Raw genomic sequence first — 18,117 nt, 5'->3', positions numbered from 1 at the left:
CGGCAAGGAGCCCTCGTGCCCACAGTTGAAATGGAACGTCGCCAGGTGGTGGTGATCGGTGCCGGGCCTTCCGGTGCCATCGCGGCCGCGCTGTTAAAGCGCAAAGGGCATGATGTATTGATCATCGAGCGCGAGCATTTCCCGCGCTTCTCGATTGGCGAAAGCCTGCTGTCACACTGCATCGATTTTATCGAAGAAGCCGGCATGCTCGACGCTGTGCAAGCGGCAGGCTTCCAGGTCAAAACCGGCGCGGCCTTCGCCTGGGGCGAGCGCTACAGCGCCTTTGATTTCAGCGACACCTTCAGCAACGGCAAGCCCACCACCTTCCAGGTGCAGCGCGGCGAGTTCGACAAGTTGCTGGCCGACCAGGCCGCGTTGCAAGGCGTGGAAATCCGCTATGGCCAAACCATTGTCGGCGTGGATTTTTCTGCCGAGAGCCGGTATTTGCATGTGCGCCGCGAGAATGGCAGCGAGTACCACCTCAAGGCCAGGTTCGTGCTCGATGCCAGCGGCTACGGCCGTGTGTTGCCACGCCTGCTGGACCTGGAGGCACCGTCGAATTTCCCGCTGCGCCAGGCCGTGTTCACCCACGTCGAAGACCGTATCGAACACCCAGGCTTTGACCGCAGCAAAATCCTGGTGACCACTCACCCGACCAAGCGCGACATCTGGTTCTGGACCATCCCGTTCAGTAACGGCCGTTGCTCGGTGGGCGTGGTCGCGGCCAAAGAGCATTTCGAGGGCGCGGGCAGCGACCTCGACGCCTGCCTGCGTGGTTTTATCGAGCAGACCCCAAGCCTGTCCGGCGTGCTGCAAAATGCCGTGTGGGACACCCCGGCGCGCACCATCGGCGGCTACTCGGCCAACGTCAAAACCCTGCACGGCCCAGGCTTTGCGCTGCTGGGCAATGCGGCGGAGTTCCTCGACCCGGTGTTCTCTTCCGGCGTGACCATTGCCATGCGTTCGGCCAGCATGGCCGCAGGGGTGCTGCACCGCCAATTGAGCGGCGAAACAGTGGACTGGCAAACCGAGTTTGCCGAACCGCTCAAGCGCGGTGTCGATACCTTCCGTTGCTACGTCGAAGGCTGGTATGCAGGCACGTTCCAGGACGTGATTTTCCATCCTGGCAGCTCAGCCGAGATTCGCCGCATGATCAGCTCGATCCTGGCCGGTTACGCCTGGGATGAGCGCAACCCATTTGTCAGCGAGCCCAAGCGGCGCTTGCGGATGTTGTCGGAAATTTGTGCGAGTGAGCCGGTATGAGCAGCCCAGGCGTTGAAAAAAACTACCTGAGTCAAAACTACGTCGAAGAAACCAAGTTCGGTTTCTGGTTCCTGCGCAGCCATACCTGGCAGCATCACGTGTTGCGCGTGGCGATCAATGACCTGCGCAGCCTGTTCAGCGAGCCGCTACCGGTGGCGCCGGTGTTGTTGGATGCCGGTTGCGGCCAGGGCAAATCCTTCCAGTTACTGCATCAGGTGTTTGCACCTTCGCGCCTGATCGGCCTGGATGCCGACCCCCACAGCCTGGCACTGAGCCGCGAAGAAGCCGCGCGCCTGGGGCTGGACGTCGAGCTGATCGGCAGCGACTGCGCGACCCTCAACGTGCCGGATGCCAGTGTCGATATCCTGTTCTGCCACCAGACCTTCCATCATCTGGTGGAGCAACATCGCGCACTCAAGGAGTTCTATCGGGTGCTCAAGCCGGGCGGCTATCTGCTGTTTGCCGAATCCACCGAAGCCTACATCGACACCTGGGTGATTCGCTGGCTGTTCCGCCACCCGATGCATGTGCAAAAGAGCGCCGAAGAGTACTTGCAGATGCTGCGCGAGCAGGGCTTTGAGTTCGCTGCGCAGAACGTTTCGTACCCCTACTTGTGGTGGAGCCGTTCCAGTGACTTCGGCCTGCTGGAACGCTGGGGCCTGCGCAAGGCGCCGCCGGTGGGCCAGCGCGAGGAAACCCTGGTCAACTGCGTAGCGCGTAAACCTGTGGAGAATGCGGCCCCATGATGCGCCTGCTGTTGATAAGTTGCCTGTTGCTGCTCGGCGCCTGCGCCAGCCAGGCGCCGCTACCGGAGAAAATGCCGGCGCTGACCTTGCCGATGCAATTGCATGTGCAGCGCCTGGCAGACGGCCAGAGCCAGGACTGGCTGCTGGTGATCCAGCGCGAAGGCCAAGCGCTTCGCTGGTCGATGATGGACCCGCTGGGCATTCCCCTGGCCCGGCAAAAACTGCTCGATGGGCAGTGGCAGGCAGACGGCTTGCTACCGCCCAATCCCCAGGCGCGCACGCTGTTTGCCGCGCTGCTGTTTGCCCTCACCGCGCCCGGTGACGTACCGGCGTTGTATCCCACGGCCCAGGCCATGGACCTGACGCGCACGCTGCCGGGCCACTGGCAGATCGTCTATCAGTCTTCCGAGGTGTTCCGCGTGAACATGGCCGGCCCGCCATTGAGTTATCGCATCAGACCGCTGGGTGTGAGCCGATGACGGCCTACCTCAATGCCCTAGGCGTGATCTGCGCCCTTGGCCGTGGCCAGGCGCAAGTCAGCCGCAACCTGTTTGCCGGCGACTGTTCGGGCATGCGCGCCGAAAGCGGCTGGGTGCCGGAGCGCGCAGTGCCGGTGGCCGCTGTACACGGTGAACTGGCGAGCCTGCCCCCGGAACTGGCCCAGCAAAGCAGTCGCAATAACCAGCTGCTGCTGGAAGCGGCGTTGCAGATTGAAGATCAGATCCGTCAGGCGATTCAAGCCTACGGTCCTGGTCGGGTCGGGGTTGTGCTCGGCACCAGCACCTCGGGTATCGACGAAGCCAGCCGTGGCATTGCCCATTACCTGCAAAACACGCAGTTCCCCGCGGACTACGATTACCAGCAACAGGAACTCAGCGCCCCGGCCAACTTCCTCGCCGACTGGCTGAACGTGAGCGGCCCGGCCTATGTGATTTCCACCGCCTGCACCTCCAGCGCCCGTGCGTTGATGAGTGCCCAGCGCCTGTTGGACCTGGGGGTGTGCGATGCGGTGATCTGCGGCGGCGTGGACAGCCTGTGCAAGCTGACGCTGAACGGGTTTACCGCGCTGGAGGCGGTGTCTGCCGAGCGCTGCAATCCGTTCTCGGTGAACCGCAACGGCATCAATATCGGTGAAGCGGCGGTGCTGTTCCTGATGAGCCGCGAGCCGGCGCCCATCGCCTTGCTGGGCAGCGGCGCCAGTTGCGACGCACACCATATCTCCGCGCCCGAACCCAGTGGCAAGGGCGCGGTGCTGGCCATGCGCAAGGCCCTGGCCAGTGCAAAACTTTCGCCCGAGCAGATCGGCTACCTGAACCTGCACGGCACCGCGACCCAACACAACGACGCCATGGAAAGCCTGGCGGTCGCCAGCCTGTTTCCGGGCGGCGTCGCTTGCTCATCGACCAAGCCCATGACCGGCCACACCCTCGGCGCTGCCGGGGCCCTGGAAGCCGCGTTCTGCTGGCTGAGCCTGACCCATCGCCTGCTGCCACCCCACATATGGGACGGCCACCCCGACCCGGCGCTGCCCGCGCTGCAATGGGTGCGCAGCGGCGATACCCTGAAAAAGCCCTGCCTGATGAGCAACTCGTTTGCCTTCGGCGGTAACAATGTCAGCCTGATAATCGCAGAGGCCCCATGATCGATTGGCCACTTGCCGAACTGCTGCCCCATGCGGGCGACATGATCCTGATCGACCAGGTGCTGTCGTTCGATGAAGAGCAGATCCACACCCGCGTCACCGTCAAGCCCGGTGGCCTGTTCAACCGGGCTGACGGCAGCCTGCCGGCCTGGGTCGGCATCGAGCTGATGGCGCAAAGCGTCGCCGCGTATGCCGGTTGCCATGCACGCCAGCAAGGCAAGGCGGTGGAGCTGGGTTTCCTGTTGGGCACGCGTAAGTTCGAGTGCAACGTGGAGCACTTTGCGGCCGGCGCCGAACTGAACATCCACGGCCTGCGCTCCCTGGAAGACGACAACGGCATGGGTGTGTTCGAATGCCACCTCACCGGCGACGGTATCCAGGCCAGCGCGCGCTTGAACGTATTTCGACCGCCCCAGGCGGCCAACTATTTAGCTGAATCGAAGGACGAAACGCCATGACTGAATCCGTACTGGTCACCGGCTCCAGCCGTGGCATCGGCCGCGCCATTGCCCTGCGCCTGGCCCAGGCCGGCCATGACATCGTGCTGCATTGCCGCAGCGGCCGTGGCGAAGCCGACGCGGTACAGCTCGAGGTCCAAGCCCTGGGGCGCAAGGCACGGGTGCTGCAGTTCGACGTGGCGGATCGCGCTGCATGCAAAGAGATCCTTGAGGCCGATGTGGAGCAGCATGGCGCCTATTACGGCGTGGTGCTCAATGCCGGCCTGACCCGCGACGGCGCCTTTCCTGCCCTGTCGGAAGACGATTGGGATGTGGTGATGCGCACCAACCTGGATGGTTTCTACAACGTGCTGCACCCGGTGATGATGCCGATGATTCGGCGCCGCGCCGCCGGGCGTATCGTGTGCATCACCTCGGTGTCCGGCTTGATCGGCAACCGCGGCCAGGTCAACTACAGCGCGTCCAAAGCCGGCTTGATCGGCGCAGCCAAGGCGCTGGCCATCGAGCTGGGCAAGCGCAAGATCACCGTCAACTGCGTGGCGCCGGGCCTGATCGACACCGCAATGCTGGATGAAAACGTGCCGGTAGAAGAACTGATGAAAATGATCCCGGCCCAACGCATGGGCACGCCGGAAGAAGTCGCTGGCGCAGTGAATTTCCTGATGTCCGCCGAAGCCGGCTATATCACGCGCCAGGTGCTGGCCGTGAACGGGGGCCTGTGCTGATGAAGCGCGTTGTCGTTACCGGCATGGCCGGCGTGACCTCCCTGGGCAGCGACTGGGACACCATCGCCGCCAACTTTCGCGCCAACCGCAGCGGCATCCGGCGCATGGATGAGTGGGACCGTTTCACCGAATTGAATACGCGCCTGGCCGGCCCTATCGACGATTTCGTCGTGCCCGCTCACTGGACGCGCAAGCAGCTGCGCAGCATGGGCCGCGTCTCGCGCCTGGCCGTGTGGGCGGCGGAGCAGGCCTTGCAAGACGCCGGCCTGCTCGGCGACGAGTCGATCAAGGACGGGCGCATGGGCGTGGCCTGTGGTTCGTCCACCGGCAGCACCGATGAGATCAAGGCGTTCGGCAATATGCTGCTCAACTCGGTGGCCGAGGGGCTCAATGCCAACTCCTATGTGCGCATGATGCCCCACACCACGGCGGCGAATATCAGCATCTTCTTTGGCCTCACCGGCCGGCTGATTCCCACCTCCAGCGCCTGCACCAGCGGCAGCCAGGGCATTGGCTACGCCTATGAGGCGATCAAGTTCGGGCGCCTGCCGTTGATGCTCGCAGGCGGCGCGGAAGAGCTGTGCCCCACCGAAGCCATGGTGTTCGATGCGTTGTACGCCACCAGCCTGAAAAACGATGCGCCGCAAACCAGCCCGCGCCCCTACGACAGCGGCCGCGATGGCCTGGTGATCGGTGAAGGTGGCGGCATGTTGGTGCTCGAAGAGCTGGAGCACGCACTCGCGCGAGGCGCGCATATTCACGCGGAGCTGGTTGGCTTCGGCAGCAACGCCGACGGCCAGCACACCACCCGCCCGGAACAGAAAACCATGCGCCGCGCCATGGAGCTGGCCCTGGAAGACGCAGGTCTTGAACCGTCCGCCATCGGCTACGTGAACGGCCATGGCACGGCTACCGATCAGGGCGACATCGCCGAAACCCTGGCCACCAGCAGCCTGTTTGGCAGCCGCATGCCGATCAGTTCGCAGAAGAGTTTCCTGGGGCACACCCTGGGTGCGTGCGGGGCGTTGGAGTCGTGGTTCAGCATCGAGATGATGAACCGCGACCAGTACGTGCATACCTTCAACCTGGACGCGGTCGACCCGCAATGCGGCGAGCTGGACTACCTGCAAGGTGGCTTTCGCCAGATGCACAACGACTACGTGATGAACAACAACTTTGCCTTCGGCGGCGTCAACACCTCGTTGATCTTCCGCCGCTGGAGCTGACTTTTTAATCGACTGGAGAAAACGGAATGTCTTCCCTGCTACGCGCTACCCTGATCACCCTGGCCCTGCTGACCACGGCTGGCTGCACCAGCAAACCGGTGCTCAACACCCAGCACGAGTTGCCGGCCACGAGCTTGGTCAGCGAGGAAAAAATGAAACAGGTGATCGTCGCCGCCCTGCAAAAACGCGAGTGGACGGTACAACGCCTGAGCCCGCAACGGGTACAGGCCGAGATCACCGTACGCGGCCAGTTCTACGCCGCCATCGACATCCGCTACACCCGCAACAGCTACGCCATCACCTACCGCGACAGCCGCGACCTGGGCTACAAGGACGGCAAGATCCATCGCAACTACAACCGTTGGGTGAGCATGCTGGATCGGGATATTTTGGCGGGGTTGCGTACTTACAGCGTGAATCAAGCAAATACTTCACCCCAAAACTGACCCCCTTGTGGCGAGGGAGCTTGCTCCCTCGCCACAGGTTATTGAGCGGCCTTACGCGTCAACAACTCCACAAACCCCTTCGCCATCGGTGTTTGCGCGCCCTTGCGCTGCACCAGCCACACCGCCGTCACCGCCTGCGGGTCGAGCAAGGTGCGATAGACCACGCCATCGATGCGGATGCGCTGGTAGGACGCCGGCAGCACCGATACGCCCAACCCCGCCGCCACCAGCCCAATGATGGTCATTGCTTCCCCTGCCTCTTGGGCAAAGTGCGGGCTGAACCCGGCGTCGCGGGCCAGGTTGAGCAATTGTGCGTACAGGCCGCTGCCGTAACTGCGCGGGAAGAACACAAAAGGCTCCTCGGCCAATTGCTCCAGGTGCAAGCCGCGCTCGCTGCCTTGGGCCAAAGGATGGCCGGCGCTCAGTACCGCGACTAACGGCTCGCGCATCAACTCGATCACGTTCAGTGAGTCGGGCAAGGGCAAAGGCCGCATCAGCCCCACCTGAATCGACTCATCCACCAGCGACTCGGCCACTTGGGTGCTGCTCATTTCTTGCAGGTTGAGGTGTACGGCCGGGAAAGCCTGGCGAAACGCAAAGATCGCCTGGGGAATACTGGAATTGAATGGCGCGGAAGATGTGAAGCCAATCTTCAGTTCGCCGAGTTCGCCCAACTGTGCCCTGCGCGCCACATCCGCTGCCTTGTCGACCTGGGCCAGCACCAGCCGCGCCTCTTGCAGAAACAGGCGCCCGGCCTCGCTCAGCTCGACCCGACGATTGGTACGCTCAAATAACCGCGCCCCCACCTCTTGTTCCAGTGCCTGGATCTGCTGGCTCAAGGGCGGCTGCGAGATGCCCAGCACCTGCGCGGCGCGGCCGAAGTGCAGTTCTTCAGCGACGGCGATGAAGTACCGCAGGTGACGTAATTCCATGCACACCTCATTAGGTCGTAAAACCTATCAAACAGGTCGAACAATATATTGGAAAGAATCATTAGCCAGCTATATTCTTTTTTGCATTGTCAGTCCTGGCAGACTTTCCTCCCCGAGGTCCTCCGTGAATCCTGCTGTTGCTCCACTTGCCCAACACACCCCGCCCTCAGCCCTCGATGAGGTGGTGGCGCAGCTCAACGACGCGTACATCGAAAAGGGCACGCCGATGTTCATGCGCACGGTGCTGGCGCTGTTCTCCGGCGGCTTCGCCACGTTTGCCTTGCTGTATTGCGTGCAGCCGATGATGCCGGCGCTGTCCCACGAGTTCTCTATCAATGCCGCGCAAAGCAGCCTGATTCTTTCCGTTGCGACGGCAATGCTCGCCTGCGGCCTGCTGATCACCGGGCCGATCTCCGACAGGCTGGGGCGCAAGCCGGTGATGGTTGCCGCGTTGTTCTGTGCGGCGCTGGCCACCATCGCCAGCGGCTTGATGCCGAGCTGGGAGGGCATCCTGCTGATGCGCGCGCTGGTGGGCCTGTCCTTGAGCGGCCTGGCCGCCGTGGCCATGACCTACCTCAGCGAAGAGATCCACCCGCAGCACATCGGCCTGGCCATGGGCCTGTACATCGGCGGCAACGCGATTGGCGGCATGAGCGGGCGCCTGATCATCGGCGTGTTGATCGATTTTGTCAGCTGGCACACCGCAATGCTGATCATCGGCGCTCTGGCGTTGATCGCAGCCACGGTGTTCTGGAAGATCCTCCCCGAATCGCGCAACTTCCGCGCCAGCAGCCTCAAGCCGCGCAGCCTGGTGGACGGCTTCGTCATGCACTTCAAGGACGCCGGCCTACCGTGGCTGTTCCTTGAAGCCTTCCTGCTGATGGGCGCCTTCGTGACGATGTTCAACTACATCGGCTATCGCCTGCTCGCCTCCCCCTACGATCTGAGCCAGGCGGTGGTCGGCCTGCTGTCAGTGGTGTACCTCTCGGGCATCTACAGCTCGGCCAAGATCGGCTCCCTGGCCGACCGCCTCGGTCGCCGTCGGGTGCTGTGGGCCACCATCGTGCTGATGCTCGCCGGCATGGCCCTGACGCTGTTCACCCCGCTGTGGTTGGTGGTGCCAGGCATGCTGGTGTTCACCTTCGGCTTCTTCGGCGCCCACTCGGTCGCCAGCAGCTGGATCGGACGCCGCGCAGTGAAAGCCAAGGGGCAGGCGTCGTCGCTGTACCTGTTCTGCTACTACGTGGGGTCGAGCATTGCCGGGACGGCGGGTGGGTTCTTCTGGCACTTTGCCGGGTGGAACGGGATTGGCGGGTTTATCGTCGCGCTGCTGATTGGCGCGTTGCTGGTGGCGTTGAAGCTGGCGAAGTTGCCGCCACTGGGAAATATGCAGACCTGACGCGATTGGCTTTATGTGGGAGCGGGCTTGCTCGCGAATGCGGTGGTCTAGTGACGAATTTGTCGACTGACACTGCGCATTCGCGAGCAAGCCCGCTCCCACATTTGTTTTGTGTTTACCCATGAAAAAGCCCGGCTTCAAGCCGGGCTTTTTCGTCATTCGTGATACTGCGCCGACAGTTCGTGCACTGCGCGCAAGAACGCACCCGCATGCTCCGGGTTCACTTCCGGGGTGATGCCATGGCCGAGGTTGAACACATGGCCGGTGCCTTTGCCGTAGCTGGCCAGGATGCGACCTACTTCGGTACGGATCGCTTCTGGCTTGGCGTACAGCACGGTCGGGTCCATGTTGCCTTGCAGGGCCACCTGGTTGCCGACGCGACGGCGCGCTTCGCCGAGGTCACAGGTCCAGTCCAGGCCCAGTGCATCGGCGCCCGCGTCGGCGATGCTTTCCAGCCACAGGCCGCCGCCCTTGGTGAACATGATCACCGGCACCTTGCGGCCTTCGTGTTCACGGATCAGGCCGCTGACGATCTTGCGCATGTAGGCCAGGGAGAATTCCTGGTACGCCGCCGCCGACAGGTTGCCGCCCCAGGTGTCGAAAATCTGTACCGCTTGGGCGCCCGCCATGATCTGGCCGTTGAGGTAGGAGGTGACCGACTGCGCCAGCTTGTCCAGCAACAGGTGCATGGCTTGCGGGTTGTCGTAGAGCATGGCCTTGGTCTTGCGGAAGTCTTTCGACGAGCCGCCTTCGACCATGTAGGTGGCCAGGGTCCATGGGCTGCCAGAAAAGCCGATCAGCGGCACGCGGCCGTTAAGCTCGCGGCGGATGGTGCTGACAGCGTCCATCACGTAGCCCAGGTCTTTGTGTGGATCAGGGATCGGCAGGGCTTCGATATCGGCCAGGGTGCTGACGACTTTCTTGAAGCGCGGGCCTTCGCCGGTTTCGAAGTACAGGCCTTGGCCCATGGCGTCGGGGATGGTGAGGATATCGGAGAAGAGGATGGCCGCGTCCAGTTGTGGGTAGCGGTCCAGCGGCTGCATCGTGACTTCGCAGGCGAACTCCGGGTTCATGCACAGGCTCATGAAATCGCCCGCATTGGCGCGACTGGCGCGGTATTCCGGCAGGTAGCGACCCGCTTGACGCATCATCCACACCGGGGTGACGTCTACGGGTTGCTTGAGCAGGGCACGAAGGAAACGGTCGTTCTTGAGGGCAGTCATGTCGGCATCCGCAAAAAAAGTGCGGGCATTTTCTCAGAGCGCGACGCAAAAGGCACGGAATGCACCGTGCCTTTTGTCTATCGGGTCAATTTGTCGCGGCGGCTGGCATTACACATCTCAATGTGAAACGAGGTTTATGTGGGAGCTGGCTTGCCTGCGATAGCAATAGTGAATTCACCGCCGCCATCGCAGGCAAGCCAGCTCCCACAGTTGACCCTGTTTCAAATCAGACTTGCAGGTAGTCCAGGATGCCTTCGGCGGCGTTACGGCCTTCGAAGATCGCAGTGACCACCAGGTCAGACCCGCGCACCATGTCGCCACCGGCGAAGATCTTCGGGTTGCTGGTCTGGTGCTTGTACTGGCCTTGTTCCGGGGCTACAACGCGGCCCTGGCTGTCGGTCTGGATTTCGAACTGCTCAAACCACGGCGCCGGGCTTGGGCGGAAGCCGAAGGCGATGACCACGGCGTCGGCCGGGATGATCTCTTCGGAACCCGGAATCGGCTCGGGGCTGCGACGGCCACGGGCGTCCGGTTCGCCGAGACGGGTCTCGACCACCTTCACACCTTCCACACGGTCTTCACCGACGATGGCGATCGGCTGGCGGTTGTAGAGGAATTTCACGCCTTCTTCCTTGGCGTTCTTCACCTCTTTGCGCGAGCCGGGCATGTTGGCTTCGTCACGGCGATAAGCACAGGTCACCGACTTGGCGCCCTGGCGGATCGACGTGCGGTTGCAGTCCATCGCGGTGTCACCACCGCCCAGCACCACGACCTTTTTGCCCTTCATGTCGACGAAATCTTCCGGCGACTTTTCAAAGCCCAGGTTGCGGTTGACGTTGGCGATCAGGAAGTCGAGCGCGTCATACACCCCCGGCAAGTCCTCACCGGCAAAGCCGCCCTTCATGTAGGTGTAGGTGCCCATGCCCATGAACACCGCATCGTATTCGGCGAGCAGTTGCTCCATGGTGATGTCTTTGCCGATTTCGGTATTGAGGCGGAACTCGATACCCATGCCGGTGAACACTTCACGACGGTGGCTCAGTACGGTTTTTTCCAGCTTGAACTCAGGAATACCGAAGGTCAGCAAACCACCGATTTCCGGGTTTTTGTCGAACACCACCGGGGTCACGCCGCCACGCACCAACACGTCGGCACACCCAAGGCCCGCCGGGCCCGCCCCGATGATCGCGACGCGCTTGCCGGTCGGCTTGACCTTGGACATGTCCGGGCGCCAGCCCATGGCGAACGCGGTGTCGGTGATGTACTTCTCCACCGAGCCGATGGTTACCGCGCCGAAGCCGTCGTTGAGGGTACAGGCCCCTTCACACAAACGGTCTTGCGGGCACACCCGGCCGCAGACTTCCGGCAGGGTGTTGGTCTGGTGCGACAGCTCGGCGGCGGCGAGGATGTTGCCTTCGGCCACCAGTTTGAGCCAGTTGGGAATGAAGTTGTGCACCGGGCACTTCCATTCGCAATACGGGTTACCGCACCCCAGGCAGCGGTGGGCCTGGTCGGCCGAGTGCTGGGGTTTGAAGGGTTCGTAGATTTCCACGAACTCTTTCTTGCGTTGACGCAACAGTTTCTTCTTCGGATCTTTGCGCCCGACATCGATGAACTGGAAGTCGTTATTCAGACGTTCAGCCATGTTAAAACCTCATCAAACTGTTCAGACGCATATCACTGCGGGTTGGCACGGATGCTGGAAAGCAACGATTTCAGGTTGGCAGCCTTGGGCTTGACCAGCCAGAAACGACGCAGGTAATCATCGAGGTTTTCAGCGAGGTTACGACCCCATTCGCTGCCGGTTTCCTCGACGTACTCGTCCAGCACGTGCTGCAAGTGGTTCCGGTAGGATTCCATGGCTTCGCCGCTGATGCGCTGGATCTCGACCAACTCGTGGTTGACCTTGTCGACGAAGGTGTTGTCCTGGTCGAGCACGTAGGCGAAACCGCCGGTCATGCCCGAACCGAAGTTGTAACCGGTCTTGCCCAGTACCGCGACAAAGCCTCCGGTCATGTACTCGCAGCAGTGATCGCCAGTGCCTTCCACCACGGTGTGGGCACCGGAGTTACGCACGGCGAAACGCTCGCCAGCAGTACCTGCGGCAAACAGCTTGCCACCGGTGGCGCCGTACAGGCAGGTGTTGCCGATGATGGCACTGTCCTGGGTCTTGTACACGCTGCCAGCCGGCGGAACGATGACCAGCTTGCCGCCGGTCATGCCCTTGCCCACGTAGTCGTTGGCGTCGCCTTCCAGGTACATGTGCAGGCCACCGGCGTTCCACACGCCGAAGCTCTGGCCCGCAGTGCCCTTGAAGCGGAAGGTGATCGGCGCTTTCGCCATGCCCTGGTTGCCGTGCTTGCGCGCGATTTCGCCGGAGATGCGTGCGCCGATGGAACGGTCGCAGTTGCAGATATCCAGGGCAAATTCGCCACCGCTGGCGTCGTTGATCGAGGAGCCGGCCATTTCGACCATTTTCTCGGCCAGCAGGCCTTTATCGAACGGTGGGTTGCGGTCCACTTGGCAGAACTGTGGCTTGTCTGCCGGGATGTGATCGCTGCCCAACAGCGGCGTGAGGTCCAGATGCTGTTGCTTGGCGGTCTGGCCTTCGAGGATGTCCAACAGGTCGGTGCGACCGATCAGCTCTTCCAGCGAGCGTACACCCAGCTTGGCCAGCCACTCACGGGTCTCTTCGGCGACGTAGGTGAAGAAATTCACCACCATGTCGACGGTGCCGATGTAGTGATCCTTGCGCAGTTTTTCGTTCTGAGTCGCCACGCCGGTGGCGCAGTTGTTCAGGTGGCAGATGCGCAGGTATTTGCAGCCCAGGGCGATCATGGGCGCGGTGCCGAAGCCGAAGCTTTCGGCGCCGAGGATTGCGGCCTTGATCACATCGAGGCCGGTTTTCAGGCCGCCGTCGGTCTGTACCCGCACCTTGCCGCGCAGGTCGTTACCGCGCAGGGTCTGGTGGGTTTCGGCCAGGCCGAGCTCCCAGGGTGCGCCAGCGTACTTGATCGAGGTCAGCGGCGAAGCGCCGGTGCCACCGTCGTAGCCGGAGATGGTGATCAGGTCGGCATAGGCCTTGGCCACACCGGCTGCGATGGTGCCGACGCCGGCTTCTGCCACCAGCTTCACCGAGACCAGGGCCTGCGGGTTGACTTGTTTGAGGTCGAAGATCAGCTGCGACAAGTCTTCAATCGAGTAGATGTCGTGGTGCGGCGGTGGCGAAATCAGGGTCACGCCCGGTACGGCGTAACGCAGCTTGGCGATCAGGCCGTTGACTTTGCCGCCTGGCAGTTGCCCGCCCTCACCCGGCTTGGCGCCTTGGGCCACCTTGATCTGCAGCACTTCGGCGTTGACCAGGTACTCCGGAGTCACACCGAAACGGCCGGTGGCCACCTGCTTGATCTTCGAGCTTTTGAGCGTGCCGTAGCGCGCCGGGTCTTCGCCGCCTTCGCCGGAGTTGGAACGCGCACCCAGGCGGTTCATGGCTTCGGCCAGGGCCTCGTGAGCTTCCGGCGACAAGGCGCCCAGGGAAATACCGGCGGAGTCAAAGCGCTTGAGGATCGACTCCAGCGGCTCGACCTGGCTGATGTCCATCGGCGTGTCCAGGGTCTTCACCTTGAACAGGTCGCGGATCATCGACACCGGGCGGTTATCCACCAGGCTCGTGTATTCCTTGAACTTGGCGTAGTCGCCCTGTTGCACGGCGGCTTGCAGGGTGTTGACCACGTCCGGGTTGTAGGCGTGGTATTCGCCACCGTGCACGAACTTGAGCAGGCCACCCTGCTGGATCGGCTTGCGCGCGCTCCAGGCCTCCAAGGCCAGGGCTTTCTGCTCGGCTTCGATGTCGACGAAACGCGCACCCTTGATGCGACTCGGTACGCCACGGAAACTCAGCTCGCAGACTTCTTCGGACAAGCCGATGGCTTCGAACAACTGCGCGCCACGGTACGAGGTGACGGTGGAGATACCCATCTTCGACAGGATCTTCAGCAGGCCCTTGGTGATGCCCTTGCGGTAGTTCTTGAACACCTCGTAGAGGTCGCCCAGCACTTCACCGGTACGGATCAGGTCACCCAGCACTTCGTACGCGAGGAACGGGTACACCGCCGAGGCGCCGAAACCGATCAGCACCGCAAAGTGATGCGGGTCGCGGGCGGTGGCGGTTTCCACGAGGATGTTGGAGTCGCAACGCAGGCCTTTTTCGGTCAAGCGGTGGTGCACCGCACCGGTCGCCAGGGACGCGTGGATCGGCAACTTGCCAGGCGCAATGTGGCGGTCGGTCAGTACGATCTGGGTACGACCGGCGCGCACGGCCTCTTCAGCCTGGTCAGCAACGTTACGCACCGCGGCTTCAAGGCCCAGGCTCTCGTCGTAGTTCAGGTCGATGATCTGGCGGTCGAAGCCTGGACGCTCCAGGGTCATCAGCGAACGCCATTTGGCCGGGGAAATGACCGGCGAGCTGAGGATCACGCGCGAGGCATGCTCAGGCGATTCCTGGAAGATGTTGCGCTCGGCGCCGAGGCACACTTCCAGGGACATCACGATGGCTTCACGCAGCGGGTCGATCGGTGGGTTGGTCACCTGGGCGAACTGCTGGCGGAAATAGTCGTACGGCGTGCGCACGCGCTGGGACAGCACGGCCATTGGCGTGTCGTCTCCCATGGAGCCGACGGCCTCGTAGCCTTGCTCACCAAGCGGGCGCAGCACCTGGTCGCGCTCTTCGAACGTGACCTGGTACATCTTCATGTATTGCTTGAGCTGGTCGACGTCGTAGAAAGCCGAACCGTGGTCGTTGTCTTCCATGGTCGCCTGGATGCGCAGGGCGTTCTTGCGCAGCCATTGCTTGTACGGGTGACGCGACTTCAAACGGTTGTCGATGGCGTCAGTGTCGAGGATCTGCCCGGTTTCGGTGTCCACGGCCAGGATCTGGCCAGGGCCCACACGGCCTTTGGCGATCACGTCTTCCGGCTTGTAGTCCCACACGCCGATTTCCGAGGCGAGGGTGATGAAACCGTTGGTGGTGGTCACCCAACGCGCCGGGCGCAGGCCGTTACGGTCGAGCAGGCACACCGCGTAGCGGCCGTCGGTCATGACCACGCCGGCCGGGCCGTCCCACGGCTCCATGTGCATCGAGTTGTACTCGTAGAACGCACGCAGGTCCGGGTCCATGGTCTCGACGTTCTGCCACGCAGGCGGAATGATCATGCGCACGCCACGGAACAGGTCGATGCCGCCGGTGACCATCAGCTCGAGCATGTTGTCCATGCTGGAGGAGTCGGAACCCACGCGGTTGACCAGCGGGCCGAGTTCTTCGAGGTCCATCAAATCGTTGGCGAACTTGGTGCGACGAGCCTGGGCCCAGTTGCGGTTGCCGGTGATGGTGTTGATCTCGCCGTTGTGGGCGAGGAAGCGGAATGGCTGGGCCAGCGGCCATTTCGGCAGGGTGTTCGTGGAGAAGCGCTGGTGGAACACGCAGATCGCGGTTTGCAGGCGCTCATCGCTCAGGTCTGGATAGAAGGCGGTGAGGTCCGCCGGCATCATCAGGCCTTTATAAATGATGGTCTTGTGGGAAAAGCTGCAGATGTAGTGGTCGGTGTCGGCGGCGTTGAGCACCGACGAACGACGACGGGACGTGAACAGCTTGATCGCCATGTCCTGGTCGCTCAGGCCATCGCCTGCGATGAACACTTGTTCAATCTGCGGCAGGCGCTCCAGGGCCAGGCGGCCGAGCACGCTGGTGTCGATGGGCACTTTGCGCCAGCCGACAATCTGCAGGCCGGCGGCGGCGATCTCGCGGTTCATGTTCTCGCGAGCGGCTTCGGCTTTTACCGGGTCCTGGTTGAAAAACACCATACCCACGGCGTACTGCTTGGGCAGTTCGACCGCAAATTGCTCTTGGGCGACAGCGCGCAGGAACTGGTCGGGCTTTTGAATCAGCAAGCCACAGCCGTCACCGGTCTTGCCGTCGGCGTTGATCCCACCGCGGTGGGTCATGCAGGTCAGGGCCTCGATGGCCGTTTGCAAAAGGGTATGACTGGGTTCGCCCTGCATGTGGGCTATCAGGCCGAAACCGCAGTTATCCTTGAATTCATCGGGTTGGTACAGACCTGCTTTCATAGACACTTTCTCACCAGGCTGCCTCTTTTACCGAGGCAAATTTCTTTTCAATTCAACCGGTTACCTTCCACGCCGAACGTACGCCGGCTTAGCGGGGGCAAAAGGGAGGTCATTGTACACACCGACACAGACGCTCACAAATTTAGCGACGAAATGTCGCAAATCTATGTCGCATTTATGAAAGGTTTAAAGCGATATGCTGTGCTAGTCAAAACTTTTTTAATTCTGACCGCTACGACTCAAAAGCTACTGTGGCGCAGACACCACAAAGCGCGCGGCCTGTAAGGGCAGCACGCACTTGCGGATTTTTTTGAGGTGCCGGGAGGGCGGCCTGGGTAAGGCCGCCGGATCTTCAGCGAGTTGCTGCCAGTTCTTGTTGAACGCTGGCAACAGTGCGAGGCCAAGGTTTACCAGCCTGAACCTTCGCTGGCAAGGCTTTGATGGCAGAATCGGCTGCGGCGCGGCTTGGGAAGCTGCCGTAGGTGATCACGTAGAGAGGCTTGCCGTTGAGCACTTTCTTGAAATAACGGTACTGGCCGCCCTGCTCTTTGACGAATGCCTGGGCGTTGGCTTCGGAGCTGGTGCCGAGGATCTGTACCACAAAGTTGCCGGTAGGTTGGCTGCTGTACCAGCTGCTGCCAGCAGCGCCGGCCTTGGCAACGGTGGCGGCTGGTTTTTCCGCAGGCTTGGCGGCCGGGGCTGGTTTGGCGGCTGGTGCCGGTGCAACAGGCTTGGCCACCGGAGCAGGCTTGGCGGTAGCAACGGTCGGCGCCGGCGTCGGAGCAGGCTTGGCGACCGGAGCAACCGGCGTCGCTGGCACACCGGCCGGTACGCCTGCAGGTGGCGCGGTGGTGGTCACGGTTGGCGGCGTAGCGCTGGAGCCTTCCACCGGCACGCCATCGTCACCTTCGGAGATGCCGCCAGCTTCTTCGGCCAGCGGGCCGCGCATCACAGGTTGGCCGACCATCGGCAGGTTGGTCGGTTGGCCGGAGTTGGCAAATTCGACGTTTGGCGTGGGCTTGCCCAGTGGCAACTGCGCCTGTTCGGTTGGCGCGCCGGTGGTTGTCGGTGCTTTGTTACGGCCCGGGATCAACCAGGCGGCGGCAACAGCGACCACAACAACGGCGGAAATAGCCAATACGTGCTTCTTAGGCATAGTGAACCCCATCTTTGGACGCTTGACCGCAGAGCGGCTGGCAATCATGGCTTCGATCATGGCATCGCGGGCAACCTGGTTGATGTTTCCAGGCCAGCCATCGGAGCTTTCGTGAATATCAGAGATCTGCGCAGCGGTGAAAAGTTCGATACCCGCCCCGGCGCCTTCAAGGCGCTGTGCCAGGTATTCGCGGGTTTCTTCCTCTTCGTACGGCTGCAACTCGATGACGTGGAACAGCTCCTGCTCACCACTGATCTGCTCCAGATCGGCGATCAGCGACGACTCACCGAACAGGAACACATGCGGGCGACCTTCCGGCGTACCCGCCGCCAGCGCCAGCAGCGCTTCGAGGGCGGACTCGTCGAGCTGCTCGGCATCGTCTACCAGCAGGTAGACTTCCTGGCCGGTCAGGCCCAACTGCACCACTTGCTTGAGAATCGCGTTCGGCTCGGCATTGGAGACGTCCAACGCCTGCGCCACCTGGCGCAGTACGCCGGCCGCATCACCGGCACCGCGGGCCGATACCACCACACTCTGCACCGATTGTTTGTTGGTGCTGGCCACCAGCGCCTGGCGCAGCAAGGTCTTGCCGCTGCCCAGAGGGCCGGTGACCACCAGCAGCAGCTGGCTGTAGCGCGCGAGGTGATGCAACTGCCCAAGCACCGGCTTGCGCTGGGCGGGGAAGAATTTGAAACCCGGCACCCGTGGAGCGAAGGGGTCGTGGCTCAAGTGGTAATGGCCGAGGAACGCCTCGTCGGCATGCAAACTAGTCATCGGG

At 62.3% G+C, this 18,117-nt stretch carries 14 protein-coding genes; 9 read left to right on the top strand and 5 right to left on the bottom strand.

The genetic code is table 11. From position 1 onward, the window contains the following. Window positions 1-15 precede the first annotated feature (15 nt). From A7K61_RS00870 to A7K61_RS00835, 8 genes are read left to right on the top strand one after another with little or no spacing between them, the layout of a single operon-like run. Window positions 16-1,263: an NAD(P)/FAD-dependent oxidoreductase gene (locus A7K61_RS00870; protein ID WP_044270746.1), complete on the top strand. Its 1,248-nt coding sequence runs from the start codon at window positions 16-18 to the stop codon at window positions 1,261-1,263. Continuing rightward, on the top strand, window positions 1,260-2,009 hold the full coding sequence (locus A7K61_RS00865) for a class I SAM-dependent methyltransferase (protein ID WP_069556721.1): 750 nt from the start codon (window positions 1,260-1,262) through the stop codon (window positions 2,007-2,009). Before A7K61_RS00870 ends, A7K61_RS00865 begins: the two co-directional genes overlap by 4 nt. Continuing rightward, window positions 2,006-2,488, top strand: a complete 483-nt coding sequence (locus A7K61_RS00860) for a hypothetical protein (RefSeq protein ID WP_069556720.1) — start codon at window positions 2,006-2,008, stop codon at window positions 2,486-2,488. Before A7K61_RS00865 ends, A7K61_RS00860 begins: the two co-directional genes overlap by 4 nt. Then, window positions 2,485-3,651 (top strand): beta-ketoacyl-[acyl-carrier-protein] synthase family protein, encoded by a 1,167-nt coding sequence (locus A7K61_RS00855; RefSeq protein WP_069556719.1) that lies wholly within the window; start codon window positions 2,485-2,487, stop codon window positions 3,649-3,651. Before A7K61_RS00860 ends, A7K61_RS00855 begins: the two co-directional genes overlap by 4 nt. Then, a complete protein-coding gene (locus A7K61_RS00850) occupies window positions 3,648-4,109 on the top strand; it encodes a hotdog family protein (protein WP_003187930.1) in 462 nt (153 codons plus the stop codon). Before A7K61_RS00855 ends, A7K61_RS00850 begins: the two co-directional genes overlap by 4 nt. Then, window positions 4,106-4,834 (top strand): 3-oxoacyl-ACP reductase FabG, encoded by a 729-nt coding sequence (gene fabG / locus A7K61_RS00845; protein WP_069556718.1) that lies wholly within the window; start codon window positions 4,106-4,108, stop codon window positions 4,832-4,834. The genes A7K61_RS00850 and fabG overlap by 4 nt, the downstream gene beginning before the upstream one ends. Beyond that, entirely contained in the window at window positions 4,834-6,060 is a 1,227-nt protein-coding gene (locus A7K61_RS00840) for a beta-ketoacyl-ACP synthase (RefSeq protein WP_032893933.1), read from the top strand. Before fabG ends, A7K61_RS00840 begins: the two co-directional genes overlap by 1 nt. A 26-nt stretch (window positions 6,061-6,086) precedes the next feature. After that, complete coding sequence (locus tag A7K61_RS00835) at window positions 6,087-6,506, top strand: hypothetical protein (RefSeq protein WP_069556717.1); 420 nt, start codon at window positions 6,087-6,089, stop codon at window positions 6,504-6,506. Between the two features lie 38 nt (window positions 6,507-6,544). Here A7K61_RS00835 and A7K61_RS00830 read toward each other — a convergent pair whose 3' ends face one another. Next, complete coding sequence (locus tag A7K61_RS00830; protein WP_069556716.1) at window positions 6,545-7,438, bottom strand: LysR family transcriptional regulator; 894 nt, start codon at window positions 7,436-7,438, stop codon at window positions 6,545-6,547. Window positions 7,439-7,619: 181 nt separating this feature from the next. On the opposite strand from A7K61_RS00830, the gene A7K61_RS00825 reads away from it, so the two are divergent. After that, a complete protein-coding gene (locus A7K61_RS00825) occupies window positions 7,620-8,837 on the top strand; it encodes an MFS transporter (protein WP_371914712.1) in 1,218 nt (405 codons plus the stop codon). 155 nt (window positions 8,838-8,992) lie between these two features. Here the strand turns inward: A7K61_RS00825 and hemE are convergent, their stop codons facing one another. From hemE to A7K61_RS00805, 4 genes are all read right to left on the bottom strand, one after another. After that, complete coding sequence (gene hemE, locus A7K61_RS00820) at window positions 8,993-10,060, bottom strand: uroporphyrinogen decarboxylase (protein WP_032893941.1); 1,068 nt, start codon at window positions 10,058-10,060, stop codon at window positions 8,993-8,995. A gap of 226 nt (window positions 10,061-10,286) precedes the next feature. Continuing rightward, complete coding sequence (locus A7K61_RS00815) at window positions 10,287-11,705, bottom strand: FAD-dependent oxidoreductase (RefSeq protein WP_003187920.1); 1,419 nt, start codon at window positions 11,703-11,705, stop codon at window positions 10,287-10,289. A 32-nt stretch (window positions 11,706-11,737) separates the two neighbouring features. Next, window positions 11,738-16,183, bottom strand: coding sequence for a glutamate synthase large subunit (gltB, locus tag A7K61_RS00810; RefSeq protein WP_069556715.1), 4,446 nt, complete (start codon window positions 16,181-16,183; stop codon window positions 11,738-11,740). Window positions 16,184-16,535: 352 nt separating this feature from the next. Beyond that, on the bottom strand, window positions 16,536-18,113 hold the full coding sequence (locus A7K61_RS00805; protein ID WP_044270731.1) for an SPOR domain-containing protein: 1,578 nt from the start codon (window positions 18,111-18,113) through the stop codon (window positions 16,536-16,538). Window positions 18,114-18,117: the final 4 nt, after the last annotated feature.

It is taken from the genome of Pseudomonas sp. AP42, from assembly GCF_001728935.1.
In the GTDB taxonomy this organism is placed as follows: Bacteria; Pseudomonadota; Gammaproteobacteria; order Pseudomonadales; family Pseudomonadaceae; genus Aquipseudomonas; species Aquipseudomonas lactis.
The sequence above is the reverse complement of the archived record's forward strand: the minus strand, read 5'-3'. Positions and strand labels throughout refer to the sequence as shown.